This is a genomic window from Cryobacterium sp. Hh38 (assembly GCF_004403235.1).
Classification (GTDB): Bacteria; Actinomycetota; Actinomycetes; order Actinomycetales; family Microbacteriaceae; genus Cryobacterium; species Cryobacterium levicorallinum.
The window spans coordinates 1-15,908 of sequence record NZ_SOHD01000049.1 but is presented as its reverse complement, the minus strand read 5'-3'; the positions used below and the strand labels follow the sequence as shown (position 1 = coordinate 15,908).

At 64.2% G+C, this 15,908-nt stretch carries 19 protein-coding genes; 9 read left to right on the top strand and 10 right to left on the bottom strand.

From position 1 onward, the window contains the following. Positions 1-3 precede the first annotated feature (3 nt). The 8 genes from E3T41_RS17380 to infA all read right to left on the bottom strand — a co-directional run bounded on the left by E3T41_RS17380 (position 4) and on the right by infA (position 5,343). Positions 4-1,047 (bottom strand): GNAT family N-acetyltransferase, encoded by a 1,044-nt coding sequence (locus tag E3T41_RS17380; RefSeq protein WP_134479489.1) that lies wholly within the window; start codon positions 1,045-1,047, stop codon positions 4-6. Between the two features lie 36 nt (positions 1,048-1,083). Beyond that, positions 1,084-2,127, bottom strand: a complete 1,044-nt coding sequence (locus E3T41_RS17375; RefSeq protein ID WP_134479488.1) for a GNAT family N-acetyltransferase — start codon at positions 2,125-2,127, stop codon at positions 1,084-1,086. 138 nt (positions 2,128-2,265) lie between these two features. Next, positions 2,266-2,823: a 50S ribosomal protein L17 gene (gene rplQ / locus E3T41_RS17370; RefSeq protein WP_092449490.1), complete on the bottom strand. Its 558-nt coding sequence runs from the start codon at positions 2,821-2,823 to the stop codon at positions 2,266-2,268. Between the two features lie 48 nt (positions 2,824-2,871). Further along, positions 2,872-3,861, bottom strand: a complete 990-nt coding sequence (locus E3T41_RS17365) for a DNA-directed RNA polymerase subunit alpha (protein ID WP_092339419.1) — start codon at positions 3,859-3,861, stop codon at positions 2,872-2,874. Positions 3,862-3,995: 134 nt separating this feature from the next. Then, positions 3,996-4,394 carry a 30S ribosomal protein S11 gene (rpsK, locus tag E3T41_RS17360; protein WP_035834641.1) on the bottom strand — a complete coding sequence of 133 codons (399 nt, stop codon included), beginning with the start codon at positions 4,392-4,394 and terminating at the stop codon, positions 3,996-3,998. A gap of 45 nt (positions 4,395-4,439) precedes the next feature. After that, positions 4,440-4,814: a 30S ribosomal protein S13 gene (rpsM, locus tag E3T41_RS17355; protein WP_092449488.1), complete on the bottom strand. Its 375-nt coding sequence runs from the start codon at positions 4,812-4,814 to the stop codon at positions 4,440-4,442. A gap of 126 nt (positions 4,815-4,940) precedes the next feature. Beyond that, entirely contained in the window at positions 4,941-5,054 is a 114-nt protein-coding gene (rpmJ, locus tag E3T41_RS17350; protein ID WP_035834639.1) for a 50S ribosomal protein L36, read from the bottom strand. A gap of 67 nt (positions 5,055-5,121) precedes the next feature. Further along, positions 5,122-5,343, bottom strand: coding sequence for a translation initiation factor IF-1 (gene infA / locus E3T41_RS17345; protein WP_035834638.1), 222 nt, complete (start codon positions 5,341-5,343; stop codon positions 5,122-5,124). A 374-nt stretch (positions 5,344-5,717) separates the two neighbouring features. On the opposite strand from infA, the gene pstS reads away from it, so the two are divergent. From pstS to pstB, 4 genes are all read left to right on the top strand, one after another. Continuing rightward, positions 5,718-6,812, top strand: coding sequence for a phosphate ABC transporter substrate-binding protein PstS (gene pstS, locus E3T41_RS17340; RefSeq protein ID WP_104132213.1), 1,095 nt, complete (start codon positions 5,718-5,720; stop codon positions 6,810-6,812). A gap of 155 nt (positions 6,813-6,967) precedes the next feature. Further along, positions 6,968-7,909 (top strand): phosphate ABC transporter permease subunit PstC, encoded by a 942-nt coding sequence (pstC, locus tag E3T41_RS17335; RefSeq protein ID WP_092449485.1) that lies wholly within the window; start codon positions 6,968-6,970, stop codon positions 7,907-7,909. Beyond that, positions 7,909-8,997, top strand: coding sequence for a phosphate ABC transporter permease PstA (gene pstA, locus E3T41_RS17330; RefSeq protein ID WP_092449483.1), 1,089 nt, complete (start codon positions 7,909-7,911; stop codon positions 8,995-8,997). The genes pstC and pstA overlap by 1 nt, the downstream gene beginning before the upstream one ends. A 20-nt stretch (positions 8,998-9,017) precedes the next feature. Then, a complete protein-coding gene (gene pstB / locus E3T41_RS17325) occupies positions 9,018-9,797 on the top strand; it encodes a phosphate ABC transporter ATP-binding protein PstB (protein WP_092449481.1) in 780 nt (259 codons plus the stop codon). 115 nt (positions 9,798-9,912) lie between these two features. Here the strand turns inward: pstB and E3T41_RS17320 are convergent, their stop codons facing one another. Both E3T41_RS17320 and aroQ read right to left on the bottom strand, forming a co-directional pair. Then, positions 9,913-11,415: an amidohydrolase gene (locus E3T41_RS17320; RefSeq protein ID WP_134479487.1), complete on the bottom strand. Its 1,503-nt coding sequence runs from the start codon at positions 11,413-11,415 to the stop codon at positions 9,913-9,915. Between the two features lie 193 nt (positions 11,416-11,608). Continuing rightward, entirely contained in the window at positions 11,609-12,067 is a 459-nt protein-coding gene (gene aroQ / locus E3T41_RS17315; RefSeq protein ID WP_092449477.1) for a type II 3-dehydroquinate dehydratase, read from the bottom strand. Positions 12,068-12,243: 176 nt separating this feature from the next. Between aroQ and E3T41_RS17310 the strand changes: the two genes are divergently transcribed. The 5 genes from E3T41_RS17310 (at position 12,244) to E3T41_RS17290 (ending at position 15,429) form a co-directional block, all read left to right on the top strand. Then, complete coding sequence (locus E3T41_RS17310; protein ID WP_092449475.1) at positions 12,244-12,519, top strand: LPXTG cell wall anchor domain-containing protein; 276 nt, start codon at positions 12,244-12,246, stop codon at positions 12,517-12,519. 101 nt (positions 12,520-12,620) lie between these two features. Further along, positions 12,621-13,907 (top strand): cell wall metabolism sensor histidine kinase WalK, encoded by a 1,287-nt coding sequence (locus E3T41_RS17305; RefSeq protein ID WP_166791608.1) that lies wholly within the window; start codon positions 12,621-12,623, stop codon positions 13,905-13,907. Further along, a complete protein-coding gene (locus E3T41_RS17300) occupies positions 13,900-14,631 on the top strand; it encodes a response regulator transcription factor (RefSeq protein ID WP_134479485.1) in 732 nt (243 codons plus the stop codon). Before E3T41_RS17305 ends, E3T41_RS17300 begins: the two co-directional genes overlap by 8 nt. Positions 14,632-14,855: 224 nt before the next feature. After that, positions 14,856-15,110 (top strand): AbrB/MazE/SpoVT family DNA-binding domain-containing protein, encoded by a 255-nt coding sequence (locus E3T41_RS17295; RefSeq protein WP_092453175.1) that lies wholly within the window; start codon positions 14,856-14,858, stop codon positions 15,108-15,110. Next, on the top strand, positions 15,103-15,429 hold the full coding sequence (locus E3T41_RS17290) for a hypothetical protein (protein ID WP_092453178.1): 327 nt from the start codon (positions 15,103-15,105) through the stop codon (positions 15,427-15,429). The genes E3T41_RS17295 and E3T41_RS17290 overlap by 8 nt, the downstream gene beginning before the upstream one ends. Positions 15,430-15,908 lie beyond the last annotated feature (479 nt).

Below are 15,908 nucleotides of genomic sequence, written 5' to 3'. Positions count from 1 at the left end.
GCTTCAGAACTCGAGCACGTAGGCCAACTCACGCTGGGTGGCGAAGAAGCCCATGCCCGTGTACAGGTCGAGCGCGCCGGTCGGACTCGCCGAGTCCACGTCGAGGGTGGCCCGCTCGTGCCCGGCGGTGCGGCTGGCGGCCAGCTGCGCGGCCAACAGGGCCTGCGCGATGTGGCGGCCGCGCCATCCGCTCAGCACACCGACCAGGCCGATGTAGCTGCTGCGGTAGCCGGCCGCTGCCCAGTCTTCTTCGTTGACGCTCGTCATGACGAAACCGACGACGTGCTCGGTGCCATCGGGTTCGGTTGCGAAGGCGACGAAGGAGAGGTCGTTCTGGAACGACGGCCCGGCGACGTACGCGTTCCAACTCTCGTCGGGAATGGGCTGGCTAGACCAGTGGTCCATGAAGGCGGCATTGCGCGCGGCGTGTACGGCGGCTGACAGCTCGGGTGTGTACCCGGCCAAGCGGATGCCCGCGCCCACCGTGACCTCGCGGATCGGGTCGGCGAGCATACGGTCGAGGGTGAGAAAGTAACGCGTGCAGGCCAAACCGAACCGTTCGTAGAGGCGCCCGTTCTGCGGGGCGCGCTCGTCGCAGAAGGTGGAGATCCAGCCGGGCAGCAGCTTGTCGGAGGTCGCGAGTTGCTGGTGGGCCCGGGCGACCTGCCAGCCCAGCAGCTCGCGCCCGATGCCCCGGTCGCGCATCTCGGGCAGCACCCCACCGCTCAGGTTGGACTTCACTAGGGTTTCTTGCCCGGGCTGCAGCACGACCAGGCCGTCGGCGACGACGTGACCGTCGGCGTCGAGAGCGACGAGCGTGTCGGTCGCCGGGTCGACGAACGAGAAGTCGAAGATCTCGGCGATCTGATCGCGCTCCAGCACATAGTTGGGGTGGTCGGCGCGGCCGATCGCCTTCTCCAGCTCCCAGATGGCGTCGATATCGGCGGGAGTCGCCGGGCGCCACAGCGCGACCTCGGCGTGCTCGGGAACGGGGAGCTGCGCGGGAGCGGTCACGCGCGTAGAGAGTGGAGTCGTGTGATCGGTCATGCTTCACCCTATCCGTCGCCCTGAACGGGGCCAGACTCAGAACTCGAGCGAGTACGCCATCTTCTTGTGGGTAGGCACGAAGCCCATTCCGGTGTACAGGCCAAGAGCGCCGGTGGGACTCGCGGAGTCGACCGCGAGGGTCACCCGCTCGTGGCCGAGCGCCTGCCCCGCGGCCAGCTGGGCGGCCAGGAGGGATTGCGCGATGTGGCGGCCGCGCCATCCGCTCAAGACGCCGACCAGGTCGATATAGCTGCCGGTGAACCCCTGGGTGGCCCAGACGTTCTCGTTCGCGGTCGAGAGCACGAAGCCGACAACCTGCTCGATGTTGGCGCGGTCTGTGCCGTAGGCCACGAACGACAGGTCGGGGCGAAACCATTTGCCGCCGACGAAGGCATTCCAGTTCTCATCGCTCATCGGCTGGCTGCCCCAGTGGTCCATGAATGCGTCGTCGCGGGCGGCGTGCACCTCGGCCGAGGCCTCGGTGGTGAACGCGGCGATACGGATGCCGTCGGCCGGGTCGATTGCCCGCGCCGGGGCATCCAGCGGTCGTTCCAGGGTGAGAAAATAGCGCGCCAGGCTGAGGCCAGCGTGCTCGAACAGGGCGGCGTTCTGCGGGGAACGTTCTTCGGCATAGGTCAGGATCCAGCCGGGCACAGTGCTGGCCGACGAGGCGAGCTGCTGCTTCGCTCGCGCGAGCTGCCAGTCCAGCAGCTGGCGTCCGATGCCGCGTCCGCGTAGCAGCGGGTGTACCCCGCCGATCGGCAGCGAGCGTGCGAGGGTCACCTGGCGTGGCGGGAACATGACCATGCCGACAGCGACAATGCGGCCGGTCTGGTCGAGACCCACCAGCGAATCGAGCTCAGGGTGAAAGTGCGAGTAGCCGAAGTCGGCGGCGATCGCGCCGCGGGCCGTGAGGTAGTTGGGGTGATCGACCTCGCCCATGGCCTGGCGCAGCTGCCAGATGCCGTCGATGTCGCTCTCGGTAGCCGCTCGCCACCCAGCGACGTCCGGGTGCGACGGAACCACCGGCGCCGGGGCATCCCCAACGCGTTCCGTCAACGATGTCTCGTAATCAACCATCCCTCCACCCTATCTTTCGTCGAGAGCGCAAAAAGTGCCCGATTGAGGCGTCCAATCGGGCACTTTTTGCGCTCTCGACGACCTGGTGGGCGCAAAAGGGGGGGCCCACTTTCGTGGGCCCCCCCTTCGGTGGTGGTGCTACTTCTTGTCGGCCTCGGGCGCAGCGTCTTCGACGGCTGCATCTTCGGCTACGACGGTCTCTTCGACGGCAGCGTCTTCGACGACTACGTCTTCAGTAACTACGTCTTCAGTAACTACGTCTTCGACAACGACGTTCTCGGACCCGACGGGGGTCGCGGCAACGGTCGCGGTCTTGGAACGCTTGACCTTGGGGGTCAGGGGCTCGAGAACGAGCTCCATCTGCACCATGGACGCGTTGTCACCCTTGCGGAAACCAAGCTTCGTGATGCGGGTGTAGCCGCCCTGACGCTCGTTGACCTGCGGGGCGATGACCGTGAACAGCTCGTGCACGACGGACTTGTCGGTGATCGTCGCGAGAACGCGACGACGGGCGTGCAGGTCGCCGCGCTTGGCGAACTGCACCATGCGCTCGGCGAGCGGACGCAGGCGCTTGGCACGGGTCTCGGTCGTCTTGATCGACTTGTGGGTGAACAGGGCCGCGGCCAGGTTCGCAAGCATGAGGCGCTCATGCGCCGGGCCGCCACCGAGACGGGGGCCCTTTGTGGGCTTAGGCATTGGTAATCTCCAGTATCAAAAAATCGAAAGGCAGCGGGAAGCCGAGCCTTAGTTGGTCTCTTCTTCGTAGCCGCTGTAGAAGTGCGCGCCGTCGAATCCGGGAACCGAATCCTTCAGTGACAGGCCGAGCTCAACGAGCTTGTCCTTCACTTCGTCAACCGACTTCTGCCCGAAGTTGCGGATGTTCATCAGCTGGGTCTCCGACAGGGCGACCAGTTCGCTGACGTTGTTGATGCCTTCGCGCTTGAGGCAGTTGTACGAGCGCACCGACAGGTCGAGGTCTTCGATCGGAATCGAAAGCTCGGTCGAGAGCACAGCGTCAACCGGCGCTGGGCCGATCTCGATGCCCTCGGCTGCGGTGTTGAGCTCGCGGGCCAGGCCGAACAGCTCGGTCAGGGTGCGACCAGAGGAGGCGATGGCGTCGCGCGGCGAGATGGCCGACTTGGTCTCCACGTCAACGACGAGGCGATCGAAGTCAGTGCGCTCTCCGGCACGAGTTGCCTCGACCCGATAAGTCACCTTGAGCACGGGCGAGTAGATCGAGTCGACCGGAATCTGGCCGGCTTCGGAGAACTCGTTGCGGTTCTGGGTGCTGGACACGTAACCACGGCCACGCTCAATGGTCAGTTCGAGTTCGAACTTCGCCTTGTCGTTGAGGGTTGCGATGACCAGTTCCGGGTTGTGCACCTCGACGCCGGCCGGAGCCGAAATGTCAGCGGCGGTAACCTGGCCGGCACCCTGCTTGCGCAGGTACGCGGTGATGGGCTCGTCGTGCTCGCTCGAGACGACGAGGCCCTTGATGTTCAGGATGATCTCGGTGACATCTTCCTTCACACCGGGGACGGTGCTGAACTCGTGCAGCACGCCATCGATACGGATGCTGGTTACAGCAGCGCCGGGAATCGAGGAGAGCAGAGTACGGCGAAGCGAGTTGCCGAGGGTGTAGCCGAAGCCAGGTTCGAGCGGCTCAATGATGAACCGTGAACGGAACTCCGAGATGTTCTCTTCGGTGAGCGTTGGACGCTGTGCAATAAGCACTGTTGATTCCTTTCGGCTAAGTGTCCGCTATATGACACTTGCAATGACGAGAGTGTGAAAAGTTGAAAGAAAAGAGTCCCGACGGGGCTCGGCGCCATTCAAGTGCCGAGCCCGTCGAGATGACAGCGAGTGCTTTAGACGCGGCGGCGCTTGGGCGGACGGCATCCATTGTGAGCCTGGGGCGTCACGTCGTTGATCGATCCGACCTCGAGGCCAGCGGCCTGCAGCGAACGGATCGCGGTCTCGCGGCCTGAGCCGGGTCCCTTGACGAAGACGTCAACCTTCTTCATGCCGTGTTCCTGCGCCTGGCGGGCAGCCGATTCGGCGGCCAGCTGTGCTGCGAAGGGGGTCGACTTGCGCGAACCCTTGAAACCAACCTGGCCCGAAGAGGCCCAGCTGATGACGGCACCGGTCGTGTCGGTGATCGACACGATCGTGTTGTTGAAGGTGCTCTTGATGTGAGCCTGGCCCACAGCAATGTTCTTCTTTTCTTTCTTACGCGGCTTCCGTACGGCCGACTTGGGTTGTGCCATGAATTTCTCCTGAATCCTAAAGGCGTTAGCGGGCTAGGCCGAGGCCTAGCGCGCCTTCTTCTTGCCGGCTACGGTGCGCTTCGGGCCCTTGCGGGTGCGAGCGTTGGTCTTGGTGCGCTGACCGCGAACGGGCAGGCCCTTGCGGTGGCGGATGCCCTCGTAGCTGCCAATTTCAACCTTGCGGCGGATGTCAGCGGCAACCTCGCGGCGGAGGTCACCCTCAACCTTGAAGGTTCCCTCGACGTAGTCGCGGAGAAGGACGAGCTGGTCGTCGCTCAAATCCTTGACGCGGATGTTTCCGTCGATTCCAGTGTCGGCGAGGGTCTTGAGGGCCCTCGTACGGCCAACACCGTAAATGTATGTCAATGCAACTTCCACGCGCTTATCGCGCGGGATGTCGACGCCGGCTAGACGTGCCATTGTGTCTCCTGTTTAGTGATGGAGGTCTGTAACAGTTCCTGTACACCGGCCTCCAACCGATGGTGTCACCCCGAAGGGCTCCCGGAACTGCTATTTACTTATGCAGGTGAATCTCGAAGAGAGAGATTATCCCTGGCGCTGCTTGTGACGCGGGTTCTCGCAGATGACCATCACGTTGCCGTTGCGGCGGATGACCTTGCACTTGTCACAGATCTTTTTGACGCTGGGCTTGACCTTCATGGTGATTCCTTGTTTTTCGCTGTCTTCGTACCAACGGGATGCCGTCGGCCGTTACTTACAGCAGTCGTTACTTGTAGCGGTAGACAATCCGGCCGCGGGTCAAGTCGTACGGGCTCAACTCAACGATCACGCGGTCCTCTGGGAGGATACGGATGTAGTGCTGACGCATCTTGCCCGAGATGTGGGCAAGAACTCGATGGCCGTTTGACAGCTCAACGCGAAACATCGCGTTGGGCAGAGCTTCGACTACCGCGCCCTCGATTTCGATGACACCGTCTTTTTTGGCCATACCCTCACTGTCGCTCTGTATTGAATGCTGGTCACGCGGGATTGGTGCCAGACACGCCACAAAAGACGACACCAGACACCAAGGATCAAGCTTATGGTATGAGATTGCCTTTTGGCAATTCAGTCCTATAATCGGCCCCGGCGCAGTGCATCCCAAATGCTCACCGACTCCGCCTCGGCCATCTGCCTGGCGACCGCTTCATAGAACGGATGCCCCGCATCACGGCCCGCCCACGCCGGAAACGTTATCGCCCGTTAACCTTCCGTTTACCTTGGCGTCGGTCGGCGGTTACTTCATTTACTTAGCGTCGTCTACGGGTCAGCACCGGCCCATGCACCAGCAATCATGTCTTGTTCTTCTTGAAAGGGATTCACGTGAACTTCAAGCGTTTCGGCCGCCCCGCGGTCATCGCCATTGCCGCAGGCCTCGCACTCTCCTCCTGTGCAGCAAATGAAGGCGATGTTGCCACCACCGGCGACGAGGCATCTGCGAGCACGCTCACCGGCACCCTGAACGGCGCCGGTTCCTCCGCAATGGACGCCGCCCAGCAGGCCTGGATCGCTGCCTTCCAGATCGCCAACAACGGCGTCACCATCAACTACGAGCCCTCCGGCTCCGGCGGCGGCCGCGAAGCCTTCATCGCCGGCGGCACCGACTTCGCCGGCAGCGACTCCTACCTGGGCGACGACGAGCTCGCGGGAACCTTCGCTTCCTGCGCTCCCGACACCAAGGCTGTCGACCTGCCGGTCTACATCTCCCCCATCGCCGTGATCTTCAACGTCGAGGGTGTTGACGAACTCAACATCGACGCTGACACGCTCGCCAAGATCTTCTCCGGCGCGATCACCAGCTGGGATGACGCCGCAATCGTCGCGCTGAACCCCGACGCGACCCTCCCGGCCGCAACGATCAACGCCGTGCACCGCTCGGACGACTCGGGCACCACGAAGAACTTCAGCGATTACCTCGGCCAGACCGCACCAAGCGTGTGGACCGAAGAGGCCTCCGACACCTTCCCGTTCGACGGTGAAGGCGCCAAGGGCACCTCGGGCGTTGTTGACGCTGTCACCAACGGCACGAACATGATCGGCTACGCCGACGCTTCGCAGGCCGGAGACCTCAGCACCGCCAAGCTCATGGTCGGCACCGACTTCGTTGCTTACACCCCCGAGGCCGCGGCCGAGGTTGTTGCCGGATCACCCCTCGTGGCCGACCGCGCAGCCGACGACCTCGCGCTTGACCTGAACCGCAAGACCACCAACCCGGCGGAATACCCGCTGGTTCTGGTGAGCTACGCGATCGTCTGCAACGAGTACGCCGATGCCGCCCAGGGCGAGCTCGTCAAGGCTTACATCGAGTTCATCTCCAGCGCCGAAGGGCAGGCCGTTGCCGCAGAAAACGCCGGCGTTGCACCGATGACTTCCGAGCTCGAAGCCAACGTCGCCGCTGTTCTCGCGACCGTCAAGTAACACCTGGACACACCTGCCCGGTCAGCTTTTCGCACATGTGCGGGAGCTGATCGGGCAGACTGGGGTGTGTACGTCTTTTTATTGACGTTCGCACCCCAACACCGATACCCGGCATCAGGATTTCACCAGTTTTTGTTTTCTAGGGAGACCCCGGCATGACCACAGCTGCCGCCACGACCATCAAGGCCAGGCAACGACCGGGTGACCGCATCTTCTCCTCTGCCACCGTCATTGCCGGCAGCCTGATTCTTGCCATGCTCGCTGCCGTGGCAGTCTTCCTCCTCGTGGAGAGCCTGCCGGCGTTTGTCGCCGCACCCGATGATTTCAGCGGTGACGTGACCAACTTCTGGTCGTACGTGGGCCCGTTGGTCTTCGGCACCATCTACTCGGCTATTTTGGCCCTGCTCATGGCAGTGCCCGTCGCTATCGGCATTGCGTTGTTCATCTCGCACTTCGCCCCTCGTAAGCTCGCGCAGGGCCTCGGCTACCTGGTCGACCTGCTCGCTGCCGTTCCCTCGGTGGTCTTCGGGCTCTGGGGCATCGGCGTGCTCGCCCCGATGGTGCAGCCGTTCTACACCACCTTGGTCGAGTGGTTCGGGTGGTTCACCCCGTTCCAGGGCCCCGTCTCGGGCACCGGTCGCACCATCTTCACGGTGGCCATCGTGCTCGCCGTCATGATTCTGCCGATCATCACCGCCATCTGCCGCGAGATCTTTCTGCAGACGCCGCTGCTGCACGAGGAAGCCGCTCTGGCCCTCGGTGCAACGCGCTGGGAAATGATCCGCATGGCGGTGCTGCCGTTCGGACTGCCCGGCATTATCTCGGCCTCGATGCTCGGCCTCGGCCGGGCCCTCGGTGAGACCATGGCCGTGGCCATGGTGCTCTCCCCCAGTTCCGAGGTCATCTTTCAGCTGCTGACCTCACAGAATTCGAACACGATCGCCTCGAATATCGCGCTGAACTTTCCGGAGGCACACGGCGTCGGCGTGAATATTCTGCTGGCAACCGGCCTCATGCTGTTCGTGGTCACCCTGCTCGTGAACATGCTGGCCCGCGTCATTATCAACAGCCGTAAGGCATTTTCGGGAGCCAACTGATGACATCCGTTTTGGAAGCTTCGCCGCTGACCAACTCGCTTACCGCGGGCAAGCTGCCCCGCCGTTCCTCGCTCTGGGTACTGCTGGCCAGCTGGGCCGTTTCAGCCGCGTTTTTCGCCATGCTGTTTCTGTCGGGCAGCGTCGACGGCTTCAACGTCGTCGGCACGGTCGTGTTCGGCACGGTGCTGTACTGCGTGGCCATCTACGTGCTCTCCCGACTGGTCGAGGGTTCGCGTAAGGCCAAGGACCGCTTGATGACGGCGCTCGTGACGGCGGCCTTCGTCATCGCGCTGCTGCCCCTCGTGTCGATCATCTACACGACCGTGGTCAACGGGCTGCCCGCGTTTCTGACGCCGACGTTCTTCACCTCCTCGCAGCGCAACGTGGTCGGTGCCGGCGGCGGCGTGCTGCACGCGGTCATCGGCACGCTCATGGTGACCGGAATGGCCACGCTCATCTCGGTGCCGATCGGGCTGCTGGCCTCGATCTACCTGGTCGAGTACGGCCGTGGCAAGCTCGCCAAAGCCATCACCTTCTTCGTCGACGTGATGACCGGGATCCCCTCGATCGTTGCCGGGCTGTTCGCCTTCGCGCTGTTCGCGCTGCTGTTTGACGACCCGGGCATCCGCTTTGGATTCGGCGGGGCGATCGCGCTGTCGGTGCTGATGATTCCGGTCGTGGTGCGCTCGAGCGAAGAGATGCTCAAGCTCGTGCCGAACGAACTGCGCGAGGCCGCTTTTGCCCTCGGGGTGCCGAAATGGCTGACCATTCTCAAGGTCGTGCTGCCGACATCCATTGCCGGAATCGTCACCGGTGTGATGCTGTCGATCGCCCGGGTCATCGGTGAGACCGCTCCGCTGCTGATCATCGCCGGATTCACCTCGAGCATGAACTATGACCTGTTCGGTGAGCGGATGATGACGCTGCCGGTGTTCGTGTACACGCAATACGCCAACCAGGGAGCGGATTCGCAGGCATATATCGACCGGGCCTGGGCCGGGGCGCTCACCCTGATTCTCATCGTGATGCTGCTCAACGGACTCGCCCGCCTCATCGCCCACTGGTTCTCGCCCAAGCTGGGCCGCTAACACTTCTTAGAAAGGGACTCATGTCCAAGCGCATCGAAGTCAACGACCTCAACGTCTACTACAGCAACTTTCTCGCCGTCGAAGGCGTGTCGATCGTGATCGAACCCCGCACGGTGACCGCGTTCATCGGGCCGAGCGGATGCGGAAAATCGACGTTCATTCGCACGCTGAACCGCATGCACGAGGTCATCCCCGGCGCGCGCGTCGAGGGTGAAGTGCTCATCGACGGCAACAACCTCTATGGACCCGGGGTTGACCCGGTGCTCGTGCGCCGCCAGGTCGGCATGGTCTTTCAGCGGCCGAACCCGTTTCCGACCATGTCGATTCAGGACAACGTGCTGGCCGGCGTCAAGCTCAACAACCGTCGCATGAGCAAAACGGATGCCGACGACCTCACCGAAAAAGCCCTCCGCGGCGCCAACCTGTGGAACGAGGTCAAGGATCGCCTCGCGCGTCCCGGATCGGGCCTCTCCGGCGGGCAGCAGCAGCGCCTCTGCATCGCGCGCGCCATTGCGGTAGAGCCCGATGTGATTCTGATGGACGAGCCGTGCTCCGCGCTCGACCCGATCTCGACGCTCGCCATTGAAGACCTCATCGAGGAGATGAAGAGCGAGTACACGATCGTGATCGTGACGCACAATATGCAGCAGGCCTCGCGGGTGTCTGACCGCACCGCGTTCTTCAACATTGCGGGCACCGGCAAGCCCGGCAAGCTGATCGAGTACGACGATACGACCACGATGTTCTCGAACCCCAGCGTGCAGGCGACCGAGGACTACGTGTCAGGTCGGTTCGGGTAGGTCGCCCGCTGGTCGGAGTCGTGAGTTTCACAGCATCGACTCAGTAGACAACTTTGGTGGGTGACGACCGACCTTCACCCACCGAAGTTGTCCACTGAGACCCGTCCAGGGACAGCTAGCCCGCGAAGAGGGCTCCTCCGTGGGTGACGCGACCGGCCAGGAGCGTCGCGGCGACGGGCATCCGTTCGAAGACTGCGTCGGAGACGGTCAGCGGGTCGCCGTCGAGGATGGCGATGTCGGCGACGTCGCCGACGCGCAGGCGGGTGCGTCCGCGTGCTGAGGCGGCCAGTGCCTGGGCGCGAGTCACGACCTGGTCGGGTCGCCAGGGTTCGCGGCCGTCGCTGCGGGCCCGCGACGACGCGGCGCTCATGGTGGTGAACGGGTCGAGGGGTGCGACGGGGGCGTCGGAGCCGAAGGCGAGTGTCGCGCCGGCGTCGAGCAGCGAGCGCAGGGCGAAGACGCGGTTGGCTCCGGCGGCCCAATTCAGTTCCACCGTGTCGCGGTCGTCGAGCGCGTGCTCCGGCTGCACGCTCGCGATGACCCCGAGGCGGGCGAAGCGGGCAAAGTCGTCGGCCTGCAGAAACTGGGCGTGCTCGATGCGTCCGGTGGCCGCTGCGCGTTCGAAGGCGTTGAGCGCGATCGTGTTCGCCGCATCGCCGATCGCGTGCACCGCGGGCAGCAGCCCGGCCGCGGTGGCGTTCACGAGAATCTCGACCAGGTCGTCTTCACTCACGGTGAGTACGCCGTGCCCGCCGACCGGATACTCGTCGACGCAGAACGCCGTGCGGGTTCCCAGCGAACCGTCGATGAGCATCTTAAGCGGCCCCACGCTGAGCAGGCCGCGGGTGTCTGCGATGCGGTCGCCGGTGTGCATCCGTTCGGCAATGGCGCGGTCGAGGTCGGCCAGGTAGATGCCGGCGTCGATGCGCAGGGAGTCGAATCCGTCGGCGATGCGGCGTTGCCAGACGCCCGGGTTCCAGGTCATTTCGAAGTCGACGATGCCGACAACGCCGCGGGAAGCAGCCCGGGCTCCGGCCTGGGTGGCCAGGGCGTCAACCTCAGCATCGGGCAGCTGCCCGAGCGCGATCGTGAGGGCGAATGCGGCATGCTCGCGCAGCAGTCCGGACTCGTCGACTCGCACGCCGAAACGCTCGGCGGCCGCGCTGTTGAGCCAGACACAGTGCAGATCGTGGCTGATCAAAGCGGTCGGATGCCCCCGCGTCACCTCATCGAGACCGCGTAGCGTGGGCGCGTCGGCCCAGATCGCATCGCGAAATCTGACGCCGATCAGCGGGGTCGGCCGCGCCGCAGCAATGGCCTGCGCGCGCACGAGCTCGAGGGCTTCGCGAGCCGATGCTGCCGCCGAGAGGTCGAACCGAGCGCCGGTGAGCGCCCACTGGGTGAGGTGCACGTGTTCGTCCCAGAGGCCGGGGACGACGGTGCGGCCCTCGAGATCCACAGCGGCGGGGGTGCCCGTCGGGCCTGCAACGGCGGGGGCCGGGCGGGTTGAGTCTGTGCCGGCGGGCACGATCTGCGTGATGATGCCGCCGGTTATGTGCACATCCGAGAATGTGGTGTCGCCGGGCTGCCTGACGGAGCGCAAAACGAGATCGGGCATGGTTCGGCTTTCGGTCGGGGCGTCCTGCCACCCTACCGGCGGGCAGTGTGCAATCGGCGGCGGCTGGTATCGCTTCGCAATGACGGCCAACGAGCGACAAGTTGCGCAAGGCGGGCGTGCCAAAGCAACCGCCACATCAGCAAGATTGCAGCACCGAAAGTCAGTGCACCCCGGTTAGCTCTGACGCAGCGGGTCAACGCCCGTACTTGGCGACCAGGAGCTCCAGTGCGAAGACATAGCCAAGCAGGCCGGCGCCGGCGATGACGGCATCCGCTTTCTCGGCGATATAAGAGGTATGACGAAACTCCTCGCGCGCGTGCACATTGGTGACGTGCACCTCGACGGTGGGGATGGCGACGCCGACGATCGCATCGCGAATGGCGATCGAGGTGTGGGTGTAGGCCCCTGCGTTGAGGATGATTCCGGTGGCCCCACCGCGGGCGCCGTGGATGGCGTCAATGAGCGCGCCCTCATGGTTGCTCTGGAAAAACTCGACCCGCACGTTCAGCCGGCCGGCCGCAGCGGTGACGCGCGTCTCGAGGTCGAGCAGGGTTTCGGATCCGTACCGCTCGGGCTCGCGAGTGCCGAGAAGATTGAGATTCGGGCCATTCAGCACGAGGAAGAGCGGCAGGGGCGAAGTCTCGTTGGTCATACGCAATTGTTCCACGTCGCGCAACGCGCCAGGAGAGCATAACAGTCAGCACGAATAGGTGAGAAATCATCAGCTACCCGTAGATATCTACGGTGAAGGTCGATACGGTGAGGCCTTCAAGGCCCACCCGACGCCTCCACTGGTGCCAAAACGACCGTTCTGACAGGAATTCGCTCATGCTCAAGAAGCTCTTCGCCCTCACCGCGCTGACCGCGCTCACCATCTTTACCGTGCCGGCCGCAGCATCCGCTGCCACCTACGTTCCCGAAGGCAGGTCACCCCTGGCCGTGACCGGCACCCTGGTCCCGCCGGACGAGGTGTATGTCGGCTACAGCGGGCTCGCCTCCACCGGTTACGACGCTCCCGTGTTGCTGCTCGCGGGTGGTGGTGCCGCGCTCCTCCTCGGCCTCGCATTGGTGACCACGAGCAGGCGACAGCGCGCCACCGCGTGACCGGGTTGAACGACGCCGCGCGGACCGCGCGCCCTGCGCCCCGTTCAGGGGCTCCCACTGGCGCCGCCGGTCGTTAGGCTACAACCAGGGGGTAAATGGGCATGGCGAGGCACTACGAGGGCTACGCCCGATCCCTGCTGGAATTTCAGATTGTGGTGTTTGGGGCGCTGCTCGTCGTGGGCACGGCCCTACTGCTCAGCCGTCCGAACAGCCTGGACCCGGTGTTGTACGGTACCGGGGCAGGCCTCATCGCTCTCACGACGCTCGCGACCGTGCTCGGGAACCGCACAGTGCTGTTCCAGCGGTTCTCTCTACTGGTGCCCCTGGTGGATATTGTGGGCATCCGCTTGACCGCACTAGCTGACGATCCCATGCTGTCGGGTGGGGCGCTGCTGCTCATGCTGCCGATCATCTGGATTGCCTACTCCTTCGGCCCCTGGGGCTTCGTGATCTGCCTCGCCCTCGTGGCAGCGACGAGCCCGAGCAGCTTTTTCGCGGGCTACGCCGACTTCGACTCCAAGGAGTTCACCCGCCTCGTCGCCTTTCCACTGACCATGGTCATCATGTCGGCGGCAGCGGGGGTGTCGGGCACCCGCATCCGTCGTAAACGTCGTGAACTGGCCGCGCAGACCGCCCTCACCGAGCAGGCGGTGCGGGCCCGCGACGACCTGATCGAGGCGGTCACCCACGAGCTGCGTACTCCGCTCACCTCCATTCTGGGCAATGCCGAGCTGGTGCAGCGCGCCAGCGAGCACGCGCAGACCGTCGAGCGGCGGGCCGGGGTGATCGTGCGGAACGCCGAACAAATGGAGACGATCCTCGCCGATCTGCTGCTGGCGCGCAGCACCGGCACCTCGCAGATGGAGCTGCACCGGGCGGCGACCGACATTCGGGTACTCATCGACCATTCCCATGCGGCGAGCCGTGCTGCCGCCGATGCGCGCCAGATCACCATCGAGGTCCCCGCGGCCTCCCCGGCCTGGGCCGAGGTCGACCCGAGCCGCATTCGACAGGTGCTCGACAATCTGCTCACCAACGCCGTCAAATACAACCGCGTCGGCGGCACGGTGACCGTGAGCGAGACCCGCGACGGTGACACGGTGACGTTTGCGATCACCGACAGCGGATGCGGAATCGCTGCGGCCGATCGCGCGCGGGTTTTCGAGCCGTACTTTCGCACCGAGTCGGCGCGGCTGTCGACCCAGTCCGGTACCGGGCTGGGCCTCGGCATCAGTCGCGACATCGCCCAGCGGCACGGCGGCGATCTGCGCCTGGCCCACTCGTCGGCTGCGGGCAGTCGGTTTGAGCTCACGCTGCCGCTCGCGGGGGTGACCGTGGCTGCGCCGCCGCTCAGCGTTTCTGCACTGCAGGGAGGGCGCCATGGCTGAGACCGCTGAACGCGTGGCCGTGGTGATCGAAGATGACGCCGACATTGGCGAGGTACTCGAGGCCATCCTCGGCGAGGCCGGATTCGTCGTGAAGATCGCCCGCACCGGCGCCGCGGGTGTGCAGCTCGTGCGAGACCTGAATCCGACGCTGACGACCCTCGACGTCAACATGCCCGGCATGGACGGTTTCGAAACCCTCAAGCGCATTCGCCTGCTCACCGACCGGAGCATCATCATGATCTCCGCCCGCTTCGACGAGATCGACGTCGTGCGCGGCCTGAGCGCCGGAGCCGACGATTTCGTGGCCAAGCCGTTTCGCACCGGAGAGCTGCGCGCCCGCATCGACGCCGTGCTGCGCCGAGCGCCGGCCGCGGCTGAGCCCGACCTATTGGAAAGCGGATGGCTGCAGCACGATGGCCTGCGCCTCAACCCCGAGCGGCGCCTCGTTGAGGTGGAACGGGCATCCGTTCTGCTGACGCGCAGCGAATTCGACCTGCTTGCGACCCTGATCCAGCCCAGCAACTGGGTGCACAGCAAGGCCGAGCTCATTCTGGAGTTGCGCGGGGAGAGCTACGTCACGAGCGGTCTCGTGACGGATTCCGACCGGCGCTCCCTCGAGGTACACGTGGCCAATGTGCGCAGAAAGATCGGGCGCACGAGCTCCGGGGCCGAGCGCATCGAAACCGTGCGCGGCGTCGGTTACCGCCTGGCGGCGGCCTCCTAGGCCTTCTTGAGATCGCATCCGTCGATAAGTAAACAAGAGGGTGAAAGTACTTGCACCCGCGTGAAACGGATGCCGAGCGGCGATGCCCTCGAGACGTCTCGCCGTCGCGTGCTGAGCCAAGTCGCCTGCCCCGGCAGTACCCGACCCGGTTCCGGCGTGAGCTAGACGGACTGACGATGGCCAGATATATTAGAATTTAAGAAAACAAGAATTTCGAGGTTGACATGGCCATACTCACACTCCGTACGCATAACCAGATCACCGTACCCGCCAAACTGACCCGCGAGCTCGGGCTCAGTGTCGGGGATCCGCTCGACGTCCTGATCGTCGGCGACACGATCGTCATCAAGCGGATGGCTCCCGTCGCCCAGGAGGATTGGCTGACCGACGAGACACTCGCCGAGATCGACGCCGCGGCCAAGGGGCCGTTCACGACGTTCACGTCGCTCGACGAGGCAGAGCGCGCACTGAATGGCTGAAATTCAGATAGCCCTCTCCACCATCTATCAGCGGCAATTCCGAAAACTGAAATCCGATGACCTGCGAAAACAGGCTCTGGAGGCGCAGAGGGACATCCTTCATCTGCTGCAGTTGCAAGCAGCCGGAAAAGGTAGCGAGAGTGAGTCTCGAAGTATCGCGACCAGACGGCGTATCAAGGTCATTCAGCGCTTCAAGTCGATCAGCCCGAAACGATTCGAAGCCACGTTCGCGCCGGATGGCCGACTAGCCTGGAGCTTCGACGGCACCACCCTGGCGTTCCTACTTATCGGGACGCACAAGGTTTTGGATATGGACTAGCCCGTGGGAGCGCGGATGCATGGTGGCCGTTGACGCTGCTGACCTACCCAACTGCGCTGCGGCAGCGCGTGCACGGTTCACTGATACCAAGAGCGGGTCTTGACGTTGATACTGGAAACAGCCGTTCAGGNCTTGACGTTGATACTGGAAACAGCCGTTCAGGGCATGACCCTCAACTTGACTGACGGCCCCGCGAGGGGTCTGTCTTTGCTTTGATCTGTCTGGCCTGGGCGGTGCTGAAGTGGCGGCCGGGCGGGCATGACCTCATAGGAGCTTGACCTCTTCGACCCGGTCTCGTCAACGTCTTGTCTGCTCGCCCGGCCGCCACTTCCCATTCTGAAACACGAACGAAGGGAAGTACACCATGAACGATCAGTCTCTGATCGTCGCGGGGGTGGACACGCACAAGGACACGCACTACGCGGCCGTGATCTCCGTCACCGGGGAACACCTCAGCGCCGCCCAGTTCCCCACCACCG